Source organism: Mycoplasma sp. CB776, from assembly GCF_054343395.1.
Map to the genome: position 1 here is coordinate 1 of NZ_JBTGVD010000012.1, position 17,909 is coordinate 17,909.

Sequence of the window (17,909 nt, forward strand, 5' to 3'; positions counted from 1 at the left end):
TTCAAACATTCCAAGTATAAGATTCAAAGAATTTACTCACGCTTGAGAACAGGACGTTTTGGGGAATTTGTTTGATTCTTATGGTGGAACATCATTAGAAAATTACTTTAACAATCATTCTAATTATAAAGTTATTAATATAGGTAGTTTTTCTGAAGACTTTAAATACAGAGATCAAAATATTAGAATAGAATTGACAGAAAAAACTAATAAATTTCTTTTAAAACAAGGTGATTTAGCTATGATTTTAAATGATAAAACACAAGAAGGAAAAATAATCGGTTCTTGTTTAAGAATACAGGAAAATAATACTTTTATATATAATCAAAGAACTCAAAAGTTATCTCCAAAAAATAAAATTATTGAAAGTAATTTTTCTTATTTTCTTTTAAATAATAAAAAAAATAGAAATAAAATTTTCAAAAGTTCTCAAGGTAATACACAAATTTATATAAATTGATCAGATATTAAAAATATTAAATATTTAATTCCAAACAGTTTAAAAGAACAAGAGAAAATTTCTAGTTTATTTGATAATTTGGAAGAAATCCTTTCACTTCACAAGCATAAGTTTTAGAAATGAAAAAAAATTTATTTTAAGTAATTTTTTATTTTTATAAAAAGCAAAAGTAAAATAATTTTATAAAGTAAAATACTAATTTTCTTTCAGGCGTGGGTGAAAAAGGGGAAAAATGAAGAAAAAATCAGATATTTTACTTTATAAATACTTTCAAAATTGAATATATGTATATAAAAAGGATTCAATTAGAAAAGTGAGTTTTAAAAAATATGAGTTAACATTAGATTGAATCATAAAGTTAGTTCCAAATTTAAAGTTAAATGAATTAGATAGATATGAATATCAAAAATTATTAAACGAATATGCTTTAACTCATGAAAAACAAACAACAATGGATTTCCATCATCATCTTAAAAGTTGCTTACTTGATGCACTAGATGATGGATATTTAGAAACAGATCCAACAAGAAAAGTTGTTATTAAAGGAAAAGCACCTAGAGAAAAAAGACAAAAATATTTAAATCAATTTCAATTACAATTGCTTTTAAAAACACTTAAGCTAGATTCAAAATTAAATATGGATTGATTAATATTATTAATTGCTAAAACCGGTTTAAGATTTTCTGAAGCTATTGCGGTTACGCCTAAAGATTTTGATTTTGTTAAACAAACATTAAATGTTTCTAAAACTTGAAATTACAAAGAACACGGTGGCTTTTTACCAACCAAAAATAAGTCTTCAATTAGAAAAGTACAACTTGATTGAATGACTACTTCACAATTTGCTGGAATTATTAAAGATTTAGATCCAGATAAACCAATTTTTATATTTAAAGAAAAAATTTATAACTCAACAATAAATGATATTTTAATAAGAAGGTGCAAAAAAGCTAATGTGCCTCCAATTACTGTTCATGCCTTAAGACATACCCATGCATCAATTTTATTGTATGCTGGAGTATCTATCGCTTCCGTAGCAAGAAGATTAGGGCATGCAAGTATGAATACAACTGAAAGAATATATTTACACATAATTAATGAATTAGAAAATAAAGATATTGACTTAGTAATGAGATCAATATCTAGCTTAATTTAAACATAAGTTCACCCACGCAAAAAACACCCATTTTTTTGGGTGTTTTAGTTTATTTTTTTTTTTTTTTGAGATCTTCTTTAAATTGTTTGTAGATTATATACAATTTACAGTCTTTATTTTTAGAAAGAATGTATTCTTTTAAAGGTTGTTCATCTTTTATGGTTTTTAGATACTTTTCTATAGTATCGATTCTTCCATTTTCTTTTCAACGACTTTCTTCTAAATCTCAAAGTTCATCAAAGACTTTGCTAATGTTTTCATCTTGATCGATAAGATAGGTTGCTTTAAATTTAGATTTATCATCATTAAGTTCTTTATTTTTTAAGAAATTTAAATATTGTTTTAAACCACCAAATTGTGAGTAAATTTCTTCAATTATAGTTTTACCATCACTAATATCTGCATCAATTTGCAGAAGAAGTTTTCTTGTATCTGCATCAACTTGTGCCAGTTTTTGATGAAATTCTTTTTCACTTCACTCGTTTATAGGTGCTTTTAATTCTGCAACTTTCCCTTTATATGTAAAGTGAACTTCAAAAAAATGAATGTCAATCATCTGAGTGTTTAAAGTTCTTTCTGACATTCAATCTAAATCAAAATCACTTATTGTTTCATCTATTTCATCTTTTTCTTTATTGTCTCTAAGAGCATTTAAATCGATTTCCTTAAATCTTAATTTAAGTTTATTAATATCTTCTTCATTAAAGACATTTGAAAGTTCTTTATAAGGTTCTTTTCTTAAAAGTGATAAAGAAGTAAGTGTTTTTTCTAGTTTAGTAAAATTACCAACAAATCTTTTTTGTTGTTCCTTAAGAATGTGGTTTTCAGATTTAGGATCATATTTTGGCACTTCTTCAAAGTTTGGATAATTTCAATTATTAAAGATAACTTCAATTTCTTGATAATATTTTTGAGCATTACTTATTAGTATTTTACTTGAATCTGCTTCAATATCAACATTATGAACTCCTGAATAAATCTCAAGCGCTCTTTGAAGATTAGATTTCATGGTTCCAGGTTCTCTGTAAAAATAGATAGAACCAAATGGTTTATCATTTGCATTTTCTAGTCTATTTGTTCTAGACATTGATTGAATTAAATGTTCATTTTCCTGTATTTTATCGAAAAAAACGGTGTTAATATACTTGGAATCATATCCTGTTAGCATTTGATTTACAACAATCAATAAATCAAGAATTACTGTTGGATATTTATTTCCTTCTATAATTTGTCTTTCTTTAAAAATTTTAGAAATTACACTTTTAAAGTTTTCATCAAGATTAGCAGTGGTTACTTTTGGATTATCTTTAAAATCTTGTTCAAAAGTATCATAAATATTTTTAATTTCTTCTAGTTTAGAAAAGTTTTTTGCTTCTTCTTCTGAAACAGCATCGATATTTTTGTCAAATAAAGCTGTTACATTAAAGTTTGCTAATTCCGGAACTGATTTTTTAGCTTCTTGGAATAATTTAAAATATTTGATAGCGTCATCGATTTTTTTAGTAGCTAAAATCGCACTATATCTTCTGTTATTACTTGTACTAATTCAGTGTTCTAAAATATCTTTAACTACTACTTTTTTAAAATTATCACTATCGTAGTAATCGTTGTTTTTTAATCATCTTTCAATTTTAATAATATCTTCTGGATTACCTAAACTATTTTTCTGATTTAATAAATTATAAATTTCTAAATCACTTGAATTGAATCTTCCTTGATTTGCCCAAGCAGAAAGTTTATATTTTATTTTTGTACTATCAACTTCAATTTCTTCACCATAATGATTAGATTGAATTTTATAAAAGTATTCTAAAAGCATATTTTCAAAATTTATATAATTATTACTAAATCTTAAAACATTTCCATCTTCTAAACCATTAATAATGGTGTATTTATGAAGTAATGGTCCAAATACTTGTTCGGTAGTTAATTCATTTTTTTGATTAACTCAGTGAATTGGAGTTCCTGTAAATCCAATAAAAATAGCATTTTCAAATTGACTTTGAATCTTATTCATCATTTGACCATAACTACTTCTATGCGCTTCATCAAAAATTAAAGCAATTTTTTCTTCTGGCTTGAAGTAATTTTTTCTTAATTGAGATAGTTTTTGAATAGAAGTAATAAAAATTGTTTTAAATAAACCGCTGTTTCTTGCTGTTTCTTTTAATTTTTCTTCTAGATCTTTAATTCCATAAGTATTTATAATTTTGATTTTATCTTTATTTGTTTTTGAAAATTCACTAAACTCTGTAAAACTCTGTTCATTTAAATCGATTCTATCAACTACAAAAACAACAGTAGAAACCATTTCTCTTTTTAAAAGTAGACTTGCTGTTTGAAAACTTGTTAAAGTTTTACCAGAACCTGTTGTATGTCAAATAAATCCGCATTTATTTTCGTTTTTGTATTTAATTTCATTGATCTTATCAAGAATTGCTTTAATAGCATAAAATTGATAACTTCTAGTGATTAATAATTTATTATCTTTAATTATTGTTCCGTTAGAAATTAAGTTATGTGCTTCTGGGATTTTGAAAAATAAGTTAATTATTTTATCAATATCATTAACTATTTGATTATCTTTATTTTTTCAATATCTAAAGTCTTTAATGTTGAAATTGCTAAAATCATCAACAATTGAAGTATATTCCATATTATTTGGAGTTAGTGCTACAAGCACTTGTACAAATTTAAGTAATCCTGTGGAAAATACCCCATTTTTCCCATATTGAATTAATTGCTTTTTAGCATCTTCAATACCAATATTTGCTGTTTTTAACTCTAAACAAAATAGTGGTAAACCATTTATTAATAGTAAAACATCAATTCTTCTTTCTTTTTGAGCAGAAACAGAAACTTGTCTTGCTGTTTGATAAATAGTATTTCCTGCTTTTATTTCTGTATTACTAAATATTTTTAAATAAATCAAACCTTTTTTATCTTCTGCACTTAAATTTGGATTTGTTCTTTGAAAAGGGATTGACTCACCTTGAAGTAAACTATGAATTTCAACAACTTTATTTGCTGAATTAAAGATTTTTGCTTTAATTTCTTCAAATTCTTCATCATCTAAAGGCACATTATTAAGAGTTGCTTTATTAAGTTCAAAAAGAATATTTCTTCAGTTTTGTTCTAATTCTTTTTCACTAATTCCATCAAGTGTATCGCTTATTTGGGAATTTTCAATACTTTGATTTTTTCAACCATAGTTTTTTAACTTAATTAATAAAGATTTTTCAAATTCTAATTCTTTGTGTTCCATTAAATAAACATCCTTTCTAATAGTTTTGCTTTTATATTTTCTAATGCTGTTAACTTACGCTTGTGAAGTGAAAGGAGAGAGTCAAGATGTGTAAATAAATTGGCTATTTTTGTTTGTTCATTATAAGAAGGGGTTTTAAAAGGAAAAAGATTAATATCATCGTATACAATAAAAGGAATTCCACCATTTGATATCTTTTTTTGAACATCATTTCATAAGTTATTCCATAAATTAAAATAAAGGAAATCAATATTTAATTTTTCCGTTTTCAGCACATAAGTCCTTTGATAAGCATCAAATTTTCCTTTTGCTCTATGAATAAAACCCATACTAGCACCATTACCTGCTATAGTTACTGCATCACCTTCAAAACTCCATGAATTTATTTTAAAAATTTCTTTTCCTGATGTATAAAAATTATATTTTCCATTATTTTCCATACTATTTGCATTTAGTTTTCCATTTTGAATAGAAACTAAATTCCCTAGGTTGTCCTGTTCTCAAGCGTGAGTAAATTCTTTGAATCTTATACTTGGAATGTTTGAATTTTGAGATGGAAACATCTTGTCAAGTAATGTGTTTTTAATGTTTTTTAGGAAATTATACTTACGCTTGTGAAGTGAGATTAGAGAATCTACGGAAGTAAATAAGTTAGCTATTTTTCTTTGTTCATCTAAAGTGGGAAATTTTATGTTTAAAAATTTATAATCATTAAAGTAAAGATGTGGAATCGTTGAACCTACAATAAATTCATCAAAAGGAATTTTAGAAAATATAAGATAAAGAAAATAATTGATCATTTTTTCTTTTTTAGTAATGAAAATTCCTTCTAAAGTTGATGTAAAACCTGTGTTTTTCGGTAATATTTGGATTTTTCCTACAGAACCATCTTTTGATATTGTTATAATGTCAAAATCAAAAATTTTTTTAGGAAAACCTTTTCCTATTTTTCCATCAATTCCATAAATATCATAAATTCCTTTTTCATTAACATCAGTTATTTTTAAATCACTCTTAATTTTATCAACTAATTGTTGTAGACTGTCCTGTTCTCAAGCGTGAGTAAATTCTTTGAATCTTAAAGAAGGAACTAACTTGTCTTTTGAAATCATTTTATTTATTTCCTAAAATTTTTATTAACTCTTCAATTGCTTCCATATCTGAAGGTTCGCCTTTTAATTCAGAAAGCAGATTAATTAGATTGGATTCTTGTTCTTTAATTTGATTATTGATGTCACTTAAAGTATCAAAGTATTTATCATATAAATATTCTAATTTGGAAATTAAATAGTTAATAATAGCATCTTGTTTTTCAAAAATAATAGATTCAAAATTACTAATTCATTCTTTGTGTAATAAATTAAAGAATTCTTCTTCAGTGATGTTTGATAAGTATATTTCAATATTTTGGTTTAATTCTGTTTTTAAATTTTTTAAGTCTTTGTTTAAGTCAGATTTTTGGTTATTTAAATTATCAAATTCTAATAATTTGCATTCTAAAGATTCTTCTTCTCATTGTTCATTAGAATCAATTTTTTTAATGTATTTTTTAACTTCTGCGGCTTTTATTACTCCATCTTTAAATAATTCTTCATCTTTGTCTTCGTCATTAATGCTTTCAACAATGGAATTCATTTGGGAATCTAAATCTGTAATTTGCTCTTGTTTTTCATTAATTGAATTAATTAAAGAGGTAAGTTTAAATTTACCAATGGTATCAATATCAAATAATTCACTTTCGATTTTATTAACTTTACCATCTTTGGTTTTGCTAATTGTTGTTGTTTGTTCAAGGATTGTGCTAAATTCTTCTCCTTCAAATTTTTGAATAACAGAAATTGTTGGTTGAATATGTTTATGAGCATAATCAAGCATTATTTGGAATAATTCATATTTATCTAATAACGGTACGTCTTCTAAATCTTCAAAGATATATTTATCAATAATATTATCTAAATACTTATCATCAAGTTTAAAAATATTGTCTAATGAAGAAGTTAAATTAGAAATTTCTTTACTAAAATCACTAATGATTTGTAAATAGTGATTTGAATATGCTTTAACATCACTATTTTCTTTTACTTTGTCTTGAATTGATTCTTTATCAATGAGTTTAAAATAAGAATCATTAACTTTGGTTGTGATTGTGTCAAAAAGAGAATTAAAAGTATTTCAATATGCTTTTAATTCATCAAGTTCCACTTTCGGAACTCCACCATACATTGATGCATATAAATCGTGTGTTTCTTCTTTTTCAAAGTTATCAATGTATCTAGAAATGTTTAAATTGAAGTCATTTTTTTCAATTTCTTTTAAAGTAACATTTCTAGAAAACTTAGCAATTTCTGCTTTTGATTTATAAACATCAATAATTCTTTTAATATGCGATTTTTCTAGTTTGTTATTTTTTCCATCTTTGACAAAGAGTTTAGAAGCATCGATAAATTGGATGTTACTATCTGCTTTATTTTTCTTAAGAATCATTACGATAGTAGAAATACTTGTTCCAAAGAAAATATTTGCAGGTAAACCAATAATTGTTTCAATTTTTTGATTTTTAATAAGTTTTGTACGAATTTCTTTTTCACTGGAACCTCTAAAAAGAACACCGTGTGGTAGAACAATCGCCATCATTCCGTTTGTATCTAAGTGATATAGTTCATGTAAAAGGAATGCATAATCTGCTTTTGATTTTGGAGCAACTCCATAATCTGCATAACGCGGATCTGTTTGTCTTCCTTCTGGATTTCATTTTAAAGAATAAGGTGGATTAGAAACAACTGCATCTACAGAAATAATATCACCGTTATTTTCACTAACCGGTCAATCTTCATTAAGAGTATCACCACATCTAACATTAATATCGGCTGAATTAATGTTTTTCATAATTAAATTCATTCTAGTTAAGTTAAAAGTAGTTCTAACTTTTTCTTGAGCATAATAAGTTACAGAATCTTTGTTTTTGTCATATTTCTTAAAGGTTGATCCAATATTTAAAAGTAAAGAACCTGAACCTGAAGTAGGGTCATATACCTTTATTTTATCTCTATCTCTAAAGTTTCAAGCAATGATTTCAGACATTAGAACAGAAACTTCATGTGGTGTATAAAATTCACCACCTTTTTTACCCGCTGTAGAAGCAAATTGTCCAATTAAAAATTCATAAACATATCCTAAAACATCATAGTTCTGATTAGTTACAGGAATATCTTTAATTTGTTCCATTATTTTTTTAGCTGTTTCTGTTTGTTCTTGAACATTGGAACCAAGTTTATTCAACTGTTCAACAGAAATCATAATAATATCTTCAAATAAGTTTTTGTATTTTTGATCATCTATAATATTTTTGTTAAATCTTTGAATTGCTTCTGAAAGTTTGGAAATGCTAAAATCTGATTGTTTTCCATATTTGTTTGTTGTTCATACTTGATATAAATCGTTGTAAAAAATGAAATATCCTAAATCTTCTTTTATTAAATTGATTTTTTCTTTAATTTCTGTGATTTTATCTTCATTATCTGTATAAATTTCAGTATAGTTAGAAACCATTTCTTGAATTTCTTCGATTGAAAATTCAAACTTTTCTTGCATTAAATCAATTTGTTTTTGAGATAAGAAACTATAGAATATAAAAGATAATATAAAGTCTTTATATTCATATGCTTCTAAATTACCTCTTAAACCATTTGCAGATTGTCAAATTCTATTTGCTAACTCTTGTTTTGTTATTGTTTTTTCAAATTCTTTTTTTGCCATTTTTTCCTTTCTTGTTTTATTTAATAGCCTAATTTATTTAATATTATAATTATATTAAAAAATAATGTTTATTTATGTATAAAGCAGATGTTTTTCTGTATCTAAACTCCTGATTTTGCCAAAAATACAGGGAAATTGCTTGTTTTTAGCTTTTTATTATAAAAAAACAAAAACTTGCTTTTTTACAAGTTTTTGCTTGATTTTATTTAAACTATAAAACAAAATGTTTATAAAAGACTTTTGAATAATTCGATAATCATTTTTTTAACTTTAGAAGTAGGTTTTGTATTTGTGAAAGTTTTAGGTATAACAATATTTTTTTCTTTTAAATTTTTAATATTTTCATTAAATTTTTTAATAAATTGACCTTGAATTAAAACATTAATTTCATATTGAGAATAAAAGCTTCTAATATCTAAATTCATTGTTCCAGTATATGCTATATTTTCATCAATAATCATTGATTTAGTGTGAGAAAAAATATTTTTAAATTCAAATATTTGAGCACCATATTCTTCAAGTTGTTTTGCAAAATCTTTTGTGAATCATTCAACGTATTTTTTGTCATATTTTCCAGGTAAATAAATTTCAACTTTTCTACCTAGAATAATCATTTCTTTTAAAGCAAGAAAAATTCTTCTTGTAGGAATGAAGTAAGGAGTAAAAATTTCAATTTTTTCTTTTGAAGAATATATCATTTGAATTATAAAGGTTTCTAAAAAAGAAACGTCATATCTTGGACCGCCTTCAAAAATTAATCCATAATTTTCTTTAAAATCATTATTCATATTGAAATTTATATTTAAATAAGAATTGATATCAGTAATCTCATAATCAGTTCATAAATTTCAATCTTTGATAAATGAATTGGTTAAATCAACAACAATTTGTCCTTTTATTCTTAAGTTTGCATCGAACCAAATTCCGTATTTTGTTGAAAAATTAGAATATTCATCACTTAAATTATTTCCACCAATGTAACCTATTTTACCATCTATAATAAAAAGTTTTTTATGAATTCTATAAAAACTTTTAGAATGAATAAAAGGAAATCAAATTTTGTTATAAACATAAAATTGAATACCTAATTTCTTTAATTCTTTAAAGTCTTTTTTTGGAAGAGATGCAGATCCAAATCAATCTAAAATAATTTTAATTTCAACATTTTCTTTTGCTTTTTGAATTAAAATATTTTTCATTTGTAACCACATAAAATCATTTTTAATAATATAAAGTTCTATGAAAATAAATTTTTTGGCATTTTTTAAATCTAAAAATAACTTTTCAAAAAAATCATAACCATTTAAGTATAATGAACTATTAAAATTTTTAGGATTTGTTGTGAATATTTTGTGAGCTTTATCAAATAAATCTAAATTAACATTTTGTTTGCAATTAAAACCACAGAAATCATTATCATAAGGAGTTAAATTTCTATTAAGTAAATAGTCTTTTTCTTTTATTCTATAATTATATTTTCTTCCAAAAATTAAAAAGAGTATTGGACCAAAAAAGGGGAAAATAAGGATAATTAATATTCAAGAAATTTTTGCATCTATATGTCTTTCTTGTAAAAATAAATAAATAGCAAATAAACAATTTATGAAGTAAAATATTATTCCACCGATTATAAATTCTAATTTTGCATCTTTAAAGATTTTAGTTATGGCAACATACGTAAAAAAAATAAGAAAAAATAAAAAGGAGAATAAAAATAAAAAGTTTATTACTTTATTAATAGAAATCTTTTTTTTCATATTGATAATTATATAAAAAAAATAATTTTAGTAAATAAAATAGATAGGATTTATGGTTTTTGTATTACCACTATCTTTTGTTGTTGGAGAATCTCATTTTTGAGATAAACCTTCTTTGGTTTTTATTTCTCCTGATGAACTTGTTGCCATTTTTGCAGAAGCAACAAGTGAAGCAATAGAACTAACCATTAAAGGGATATAAGGTAGAACTGCTGCAAATGCAAAAGATCCACCAATGTTTTCTATTTCTTCATTAGTCAACTTAACCAAAGTCACTTTTTGTTTCATTTGTCCCTCCTTTCACTTAATATTTATTTTTTATTCAATTTTTACTAAAAAAAGGAAAAAAATAAGATTTTATTTCTATTTTTCCAATTAGAATATAAAATTGTAAAGACAAAGGAGAAAAATGAAAATATTAACCAAAAAAGAATCTTTAGCAATCTTGAAGCAAAAAGAGTATTTTCAAAATGCTATTTTAGATTTAAGTAGTTTTAAAGATTTAGAAATAATTGATGAGTTAGCCTTTGCAACCAAAGGGATTGAAAAGGTTATCTTTCCAGAAAATTTAAAAATCATTAAACTTTCTGCATTTATGAATTGCACTATTAAAGAAATTGTTTGAAATAATAAAATCGAAATAATTGAAGACTCTGCATTTGAAACTAATTTTTTAGAAAAAACTGAATTGCCAAATTCCTTAAAAGAAATTAAATCATTTGCTTTTGCTGATAACCAATTAGAAAAAATTAGCATTACTGCTAAAGTAGAAATCATTGAAGAAAGTGCTTTTGAAAACAATGATCTTTTACATTTAGAATTCAATAATGAAAATCTTTCGATGGTTTTCAATCCTTTTTGAAATAACACAAACATTGAAACTTTAACATTTAATTTAAAGCAAACTTTTATTCAAGATAGTGAAAATAAAGGATATAAAAAAATATCTATTAAATACATTGAATATTCAAATTCAAAAGATTTTCATAATATTTCTTTTATAGATTTTAATTTATTAAATAATTTAATGAAATATGAAGATTTTGCTAATATAAAGGAAATTACCTTTATAAACAATGAAGCAAGTGATTCTGAATCAATTGAAATTTATTTTAGTTTTGATAAAAATAATAAAATTTTATTTTTTGCAGATCAACAAATTAATTTTCATAAATAAAATTCAAGTTCAAAAACTTGAATTATTTTTTTACTTTGTTGTTGCTTCGTTGCTTTGACCATATTGTCATTTATCTAAAGTTTGTCTATGATTATCAATTCTTAGTTCAACAAGTCTATAAGTTGAAGTTCTATCTAGGTTTCTTAAAAGAAATGCTGCACCATCAGAAGCAGAACTAATGTTAAAAGTTCTTGTTTCTGTTTTGACAACTTTTCCATTAGAAATCTTTTCTAACTTAGCAACGCCTTTATATTCACCATTGGTTTTAGGTTGTATATCTTTAGTTTCTCAAAAGAAACTTAATAATAAACTATTATTGGAATCACTTGGTTTTAAAGCAAGATTTATTACCCTTAGTGGTTGTTTTTTGATGTAATATCAATCTCTAATATGGGCTAATGTTGTTTCATTATAAGTAAATGTTCTAAGAGTTTGATTTCCAAATTTCATTTTGTTTACTAAATAATCCTCTTCGCCACTACCTTGACCATCTACGGTTATAGTGTATTTATGAGTATTTTCGTTTAATGTTTCTAAAACAAAATCCGCTTGTATATTTCCATTTGAAGTTTCAAAAGTAACTTTATTTGCTTTGTTTCCTAAAGTTAAATTATTGAAAATTTCAAATGAAAATTTATATTTATTTGTTTGTGGTTCATATTCTTTTTGTCAATTTTTAGCAATTGACTCTAAACTTTGGAATGTTATAGATTTATTTAAAGAATCTGGAAGATTAATTATTAAATCATTATTTTGTGTTCCTAATTTTAAATTTGTTAAAGTGATTGTTCTTGGAATTTCATAATCAATAACAAATTCAATTTTTTGTGTACCTTGATCTTCAAATTTGGATCAAGTATTAAAATCTATCTTTTTAATTTTGGTTGTTACTTGCTCATCATTAGTTAATAAAAACAAATCTCTATTTTCCTTAGTTTTCAAGTTTGCAACATTAACATCTAAAGATAAAACAAACATACTATTAGTTTTTTGAACTAAATTTGCTTTTTCTATATTAATAACAGTAATATCTTCAATTTTGTAAATTTTCTTTGGTAAAGATTTTAATTCTTGTTCATACTTAACTTTTGCATCGTTATAATCAAAATCTTCTCCTTTTTGTTCTAAATCTTTAATTTCTTGATCTATCTTTGTTTTTAAATCAATTATAGATTGATATTTATAATCTGATTTTCCTTTAGTTATATTTGATCAATCATTATTAAATTGATTAATAAAAGTTTTGAATTCTGAAAGTGATAATTTAGAATTTTTCACATTTGAATTATCAGTATCATCAGAATTACTAATCTCTTTATCAGTCTGTTGATTGCCTTTTGTATTAATATTACTATGACCATTTCTACTGGTCATATTAGCTTGTTCATTTTCAGAAATTACTGTATTTCCTTTATTTTTGGTATTAGTGTTATTGTTTACAGAACCATTTTCATTAGTTTCCAAAGCACTATTGTTCATATTATCTTTTTTATGTAATGTAGGTATTAAAATAGATGGTATTAAGATTGCACTTGTAGTCAATAATGCTGCTACTGAAATTAGAGAAATTTTCTTTTTACTAATCTTGATTTTCTTTTTCATAAAATCTCCTTTAGTTATTTTTTTATCTTTTTCATTTTACTATTATTTTGGCAAGTATACAAATAAATTTTTAGTATATCCAAAAAATTAAATTTACTAAAATTGAAGAAAAAAACTCAAATAAGCATTTTTTTAAACTATTTTTTGCTTTTTTGAGTTTTTTCTTTGATTAAAAAATTTATAAAATCTTTTACCATTATCATTGCCATTACGTCGTTTTCGCAATATTTTTTTAAATTTTTTTTAATTTCTTGTCATTCTTTATCTCCGATGAAACCGATGTAACGAGCTATTGCTTTGTTCATAGCACTTAATCCGTTTTGAATTTCTAATTCTACATAAGGAGTTATTAAATGATCTAATTTAATATTGTGTTTTGTTATATATTTTTCTATCTTTTTAATACTATAAAAACCTTTTAACTCTGGAATAAAAATAAAAGGTAGATTTTTTCTTGTTTCTGAATAACCACTAAAAAAGTCTGCTAAATCAATAGTGTTTTTAACAATATGAGAAAAATAATTACTTAATTTTTGATGCATTTGTAAATCTTCTTTTTCTATAAGTTTTAGCATTTCTTTAATTCTGGTTAATTCATAACCTTTATTAAAAACAACAAAATAATCAGCTTTATTAGAATATATTTTAGTAATAATTTCTTCAAAAGTTTTAATTGTTAATTTTTGTGGATCATAAACAACATTTTCATTTTCAAAATTGTTAGAAATGATTTTATTACCTAATGTTTCTTTAATAGAAAGTTGAAAAACTAATTGCTGATATGGTAAAACTCCATTCATAGGTGGATAAGGTAAAGAAAATCCTTCAAAGTCATATCATACAATTCTTTTGTTTTTATCATTTAAAATATCAATTATATTTTCTAATTCTGCTGATTTAAAAATTTTAATATCTTGTGAATTTATTTGAGAATAAAGGAAATTATCGCTTAATTGGGTTTTTATACTTGCTATATTTTTATTTTCAATTAAAGAAATGATTTTTTCTTTTTTTAAAATATTACCACTATAACCAAATATAGTTGGTTCTTTTAAAGACAAAATATCATTAAAATCTGAATTTGTACCAAAAAGCGAATTATCTTCAATTGTTAAATTATCAAAATCATTAATAGACTTAGCTTCATTTATATTTTCAATAATTTCTTCAATAGTTTCAAAATCATAATATTCATTCTTTTTTGAATTTATAGGTAATGTTCTTGAAGAAATCATTGCATAAATATTATTTTCAGGAACAAATTCTCCTTTTATCATAGAATCATATTCTTGGGGAGTTAATCCTTGCTGATATATAATTGTTTTATAAAAAAACAAATCATTATTTAATTCTTTTTCCATTGATTTAGACAAACTTTTTTTGGTTTTGTTTATATTTAAATAAAATACTTCAGAAAAATCTTTTTCATTTTTTTTGCTTTCTTCACTTAAATTTAACAAAAACAAAGAAATATTTTCAAGTTTAACAATTTTGTTTGTTATTCAAAAGTCTCAAAAAGGACGCAGAATATCTTTTCTTTTGGTAGATGTAGAAAATTTTAAAATAGAAATTTTTTTATTTTTTAAATCAATTAATGTTGGTTTTGCAATTGCATTTTCATATTTAAAAACTGGATATAAAATTACTTTATATTTGTTATTTTTTAATATGTTTTCTGTTTCAATTATTGCTTCTTCATTGTTTTTTGATTTAACTACATAAACATTATTTATTCCGTATTTTTGCTGTATAAAATTTTCAAATTCTCTTTCTAATGAAGTAAAAACAGATGCTCTTGTAGAAACAAAATTTAAATTTTCTTCATTAAGTAATTCACTAAAATTAACAGCATCTCAAAATTTTTCTGATTGTTCTTCTTCATCGATATCAAAATCATTTTTTTGAATATCAATTTTATTTCAAATAAAATATTTTTGACAAGTTTTGTATTTATAAAAATGATTAAAAGTTATAAAGTCTTTTTCCACTATTTTACTTTTATTTTCCCTTGTAAAGTTCACTTATCTATTAATTTTATCCATTCTTCTTCATTTCTACATTCAAGATATTCTAATAACTCTCCATCAGTTCTTTCATTGTATTGTGGTGAATATCCTTTTGTTGTGTAAAAATTATATCATTCCTTTATTTTAACAATGTCATCTTCGATTTGTGGTACATTTGTTTTATATTTATAAGTTCTTATTTTTCTTTTTTCAATTGGATAATTTTCTGGATCTAAATAATCTTCTTGTTCTAAAAATGTTGCTACTATTGCAAAAGTATCACAACCCATTAAATAAGAATAAAGTTGTGCTTGTTTTAAATAAGCAGAAGGTAAATCACCTTTTTCTCATTTATCGAAATTTTTGCTTTGAGTTGTTTTAATTTCTAAAATCATATTTAAATCTTTGATGTATCCATCAGGAATTCCACCGATAATATCGTCTTTACCTTTAAAATAGTCATATGAATATTTTTCAGGTGGAAAAACTTCCACTTCTTTTTGTGTCATTTTTCTTATGACATCAATAACTTTAGGTTCGATTGCTACTCCGGCATCTATGTATTTAGTATCTAAAATAGGCATATCTAATTTAGACATTCTTATAAAAGCTAGAAATTGAGATTTAAATTGATCAAGTTCTAATACATCGCCAATTGACGAACCACCTATTTTTTTAAATCCGTTTCAAGTTCCTTTGTTTTTTAAAAGTTGTTCGTGAAAACTTTTTTCTAAAATTACTTTTTTATTGATTTTATCTATAAAATAATGTACTTCATTGTAATATTTTCTGTCTTTTGAATTCATTCTTTCCTATTCTTTTGATCTTATTATTTCTAAAATTTTATTTAATGCTGCTTCTCCAGAAATTTTAGTTGAATTTTCTTTTAAAGTAGAATTTAAAAGCATTGTTTGAATTTCTTTAATAATTTTTGAAGATTTTTGATCTATTGGTAAAAAGACATTGTCTTCTTGTTCTTTATCTACGAAGTTTTTTAAACTTTCGTATGAAATTTTAGCTGCTTTTACGTAATTTATTTCTGTTTCTATTTTTGCGTTTTCTTTACGTAAATTTTCAATTTCTTTTTCTTCTTCTGGTGTTTTAGTTGTTTTTTTGCTTAGAGTATCTATTTTTGTTCCGTTTTCATTACTTTGTGTTGATAAAGATTCAATTTGATGGTCATATCAATTTGCAGATTCTGTATTTAATTTTTCTTTTAATGGAATAATATAAGATGATTTTTGTGAAATTAAATCACTTACTTTAATCTTTTTACCACGATAATCAACTTCTCCGGAATATAATCATTTTAAAAATAATTTTGTTGCTTTATCTTCTTTTCCACCATTATCAACAGAAATAGGAATTAAACTTGAACCTCCTTCAAAGTAAGATGAGTAATTATCACTTGGTAAATTTTTTGTAACTTGTGGTCTTAATCAAACATCTAAATCACTTGTAAATTTATCTGATATCTCTTTATTATTTTTTGCAAAAAATGCTCTACTTGTAGGACTATCTATAGATTGTTCATAACCAACAGCTGCTGCAAAAGCAAAAACTGTTTTGTATTCTCTTATGTCTCAAGAAGCTCATTCGTTTTTATTGTTTTCATATTTTACATCATAAAATACAGGTTTTTTTGTTGTAGTGTTTGCTTTATTTATTTCTAATTTGCTGTTTTTTTGCACAAATTCATCAAATGTTTCTTTAAAAATTCTTTGAATTTCTGTGTCGTTAGCAATTGCATAATCTATTTCTGATAAATCATAAGGATTTTTAGATTCTTTTAAAGTCCAAAGTTTTTTACCTTTGAGTTTATTATTTAATACTTTAAAAAATGTGTCTTCTTGATAGTCAATAGAAAATATTGCTAAATCTCTTATATCTTTACCAAATTTAGTAGCTTTATCTTGGTCGATTTCAAAGGAATTATGCACTAATCTAGCAAATTCAAAAATTTTAGTAATATTGTTAAATGTTTCATCATTAACTACAATATTGTTAATATTATTATTTGCTTTTACTTTTATGAAATTTATTATTGAATCTTCTGGAATGTTTCTTCCATTTCCTTTATTTTGTTGAATGTATTTATAAACTTCACTATTTTTATCTATTTGTGCATTGTTTTGTTCTAACAATTCAAAAATTTTACCAAGTAAGTCTATGTTAATAGAAAAAGCATCTATATCACTTAAATCAAAAGGTAAATTAAAGATTTTAGTATCATCCTTGATGTTTTCTCCAACTAATTTTGTATGTGTTTTTAAAATTTTACTAATAAAAGATGAATTAGGTAAAATATCTTTTGTTTCTAATAATTTACCATATTGATTAACTAAAAATGCTCCACTTTGGTTTCCTAATATTAAGTTAGCTAATTTTTCACTATCTTCTTTAATATATTTTGCTTCATTAGCAGCTAATTCAAGTTCGCTATTTGCTCCGCTTTTATCCGATAACTGTAGTTCTATAGGAAGAAAATCAGGATTATCTTTCATAACTTCATTGTATAAAGGAACTAGTTCTTGCATTGCAATCATTAAAGGATAAACTTTGCTTTGAGCTGTTGCAAAAACTATTTTATTATCTTGTGCCTTTTTAGTTTCGTATTTTTTTTCAATTGTTGTTTGATTTTGATTATTACAACTTGCAAGTGAAATCACACTTGCTAGTGTTGTAATTGAAAAAAAACTTTTTAATATTTTCTTATTCATTGTTCTCCTA

At 23.9% G+C, this 17,909-nt stretch carries 12 protein-coding genes; 3 read left to right on the forward strand and 9 right to left on the reverse strand.

All coding sequences use genetic code 4. The features are described 5' to 3' along the window. Together ACXX86_RS01870 and ACXX86_RS01875 are read left to right on the forward strand one after the other, a co-directional pair. The coding region (locus tag ACXX86_RS01870; RefSeq protein WP_458561031.1) for a restriction endonuclease subunit S at positions 1-577 on the forward strand (577 nt) is incomplete at its 5' end. Between the two features lie 115 nt (positions 578-692). Then, a complete protein-coding gene (locus ACXX86_RS01875; protein WP_458557354.1) occupies positions 693-1,616 on the forward strand; it encodes a site-specific integrase in 924 nt (307 codons plus the stop codon). Between the two features lie 49 nt (positions 1,617-1,665). Here the strand turns inward: ACXX86_RS01875 and ACXX86_RS01880 are convergent, their stop codons facing one another. From ACXX86_RS01880 to ACXX86_RS01900, 5 genes are all read right to left on the reverse strand, one after another. Beyond that, positions 1,666-4,881 (reverse strand): DEAD/DEAH box helicase family protein, encoded by a 3,216-nt coding sequence (locus ACXX86_RS01880; RefSeq protein ID WP_458561032.1) that lies wholly within the window; start codon positions 4,879-4,881, stop codon positions 1,666-1,668. Next, a complete protein-coding gene (locus ACXX86_RS01885) occupies positions 4,881-5,993 on the reverse strand; it encodes a restriction endonuclease subunit S (RefSeq protein WP_458561033.1) in 1,113 nt (370 codons plus the stop codon). Before ACXX86_RS01885 ends, ACXX86_RS01880 begins: the two co-directional genes overlap by 1 nt. 1 nt (position 5,994) lies before the next feature. Next, a complete protein-coding gene (locus ACXX86_RS01890; protein ID WP_458561034.1) occupies positions 5,995-8,637 on the reverse strand; it encodes a type I restriction-modification system subunit M in 2,643 nt (880 codons plus the stop codon). Between the two features lie 227 nt (positions 8,638-8,864). Next, positions 8,865-10,394, reverse strand: coding sequence for a phospholipase D-like domain-containing protein (locus ACXX86_RS01895; protein ID WP_458557710.1), 1,530 nt, complete (start codon positions 10,392-10,394; stop codon positions 8,865-8,867). Positions 10,395-10,421: 27 nt separating this feature from the next. Further along, positions 10,422-10,682, reverse strand: a complete 261-nt coding sequence (locus tag ACXX86_RS01900) for a hypothetical protein (protein ID WP_458557709.1) — start codon at positions 10,680-10,682, stop codon at positions 10,422-10,424. A 121-nt stretch (positions 10,683-10,803) separates the two neighbouring features. On the opposite strand from ACXX86_RS01900, the gene ACXX86_RS01905 reads away from it, so the two are divergent. Next, positions 10,804-11,571 carry a leucine-rich repeat domain-containing protein gene (locus ACXX86_RS01905; RefSeq protein WP_458557708.1) on the forward strand — a complete coding sequence of 256 codons (768 nt, stop codon included), beginning with the start codon at positions 10,804-10,806 and terminating at the stop codon, positions 11,569-11,571. A gap of 30 nt (positions 11,572-11,601) precedes the next feature. Here the strand turns inward: ACXX86_RS01905 and ACXX86_RS01910 are convergent, their stop codons facing one another. The 4 genes from ACXX86_RS01910 to ACXX86_RS01925 all read right to left on the reverse strand — a co-directional run bounded on the left by ACXX86_RS01910 (position 11,602) and on the right by ACXX86_RS01925 (position 17,899). After that, positions 11,602-13,173, reverse strand: coding sequence for a hypothetical protein (locus ACXX86_RS01910; protein WP_458561035.1), 1,572 nt, complete (start codon positions 13,171-13,173; stop codon positions 11,602-11,604). A gap of 137 nt (positions 13,174-13,310) precedes the next feature. Beyond that, on the reverse strand, positions 13,311-15,161 hold the full coding sequence (locus tag ACXX86_RS01915) for a DUF2779 domain-containing protein (RefSeq protein WP_458561036.1): 1,851 nt from the start codon (positions 15,159-15,161) through the stop codon (positions 13,311-13,313). Next, a complete protein-coding gene (locus ACXX86_RS01920) occupies positions 15,161-15,985 on the reverse strand; it encodes an MAGa7180 family putative nuclease (RefSeq protein WP_436358400.1) in 825 nt (274 codons plus the stop codon). Before ACXX86_RS01920 ends, ACXX86_RS01915 begins: the two co-directional genes overlap by 1 nt. A gap of 6 nt (positions 15,986-15,991) precedes the next feature. Next, positions 15,992-17,899 carry a P68 family surface lipoprotein gene (locus ACXX86_RS01925; protein WP_436358401.1) on the reverse strand — a complete coding sequence of 636 codons (1,908 nt, stop codon included), beginning with the start codon at positions 17,897-17,899 and terminating at the stop codon, positions 15,992-15,994. Positions 17,900-17,909: the final 10 nt, after the last annotated feature.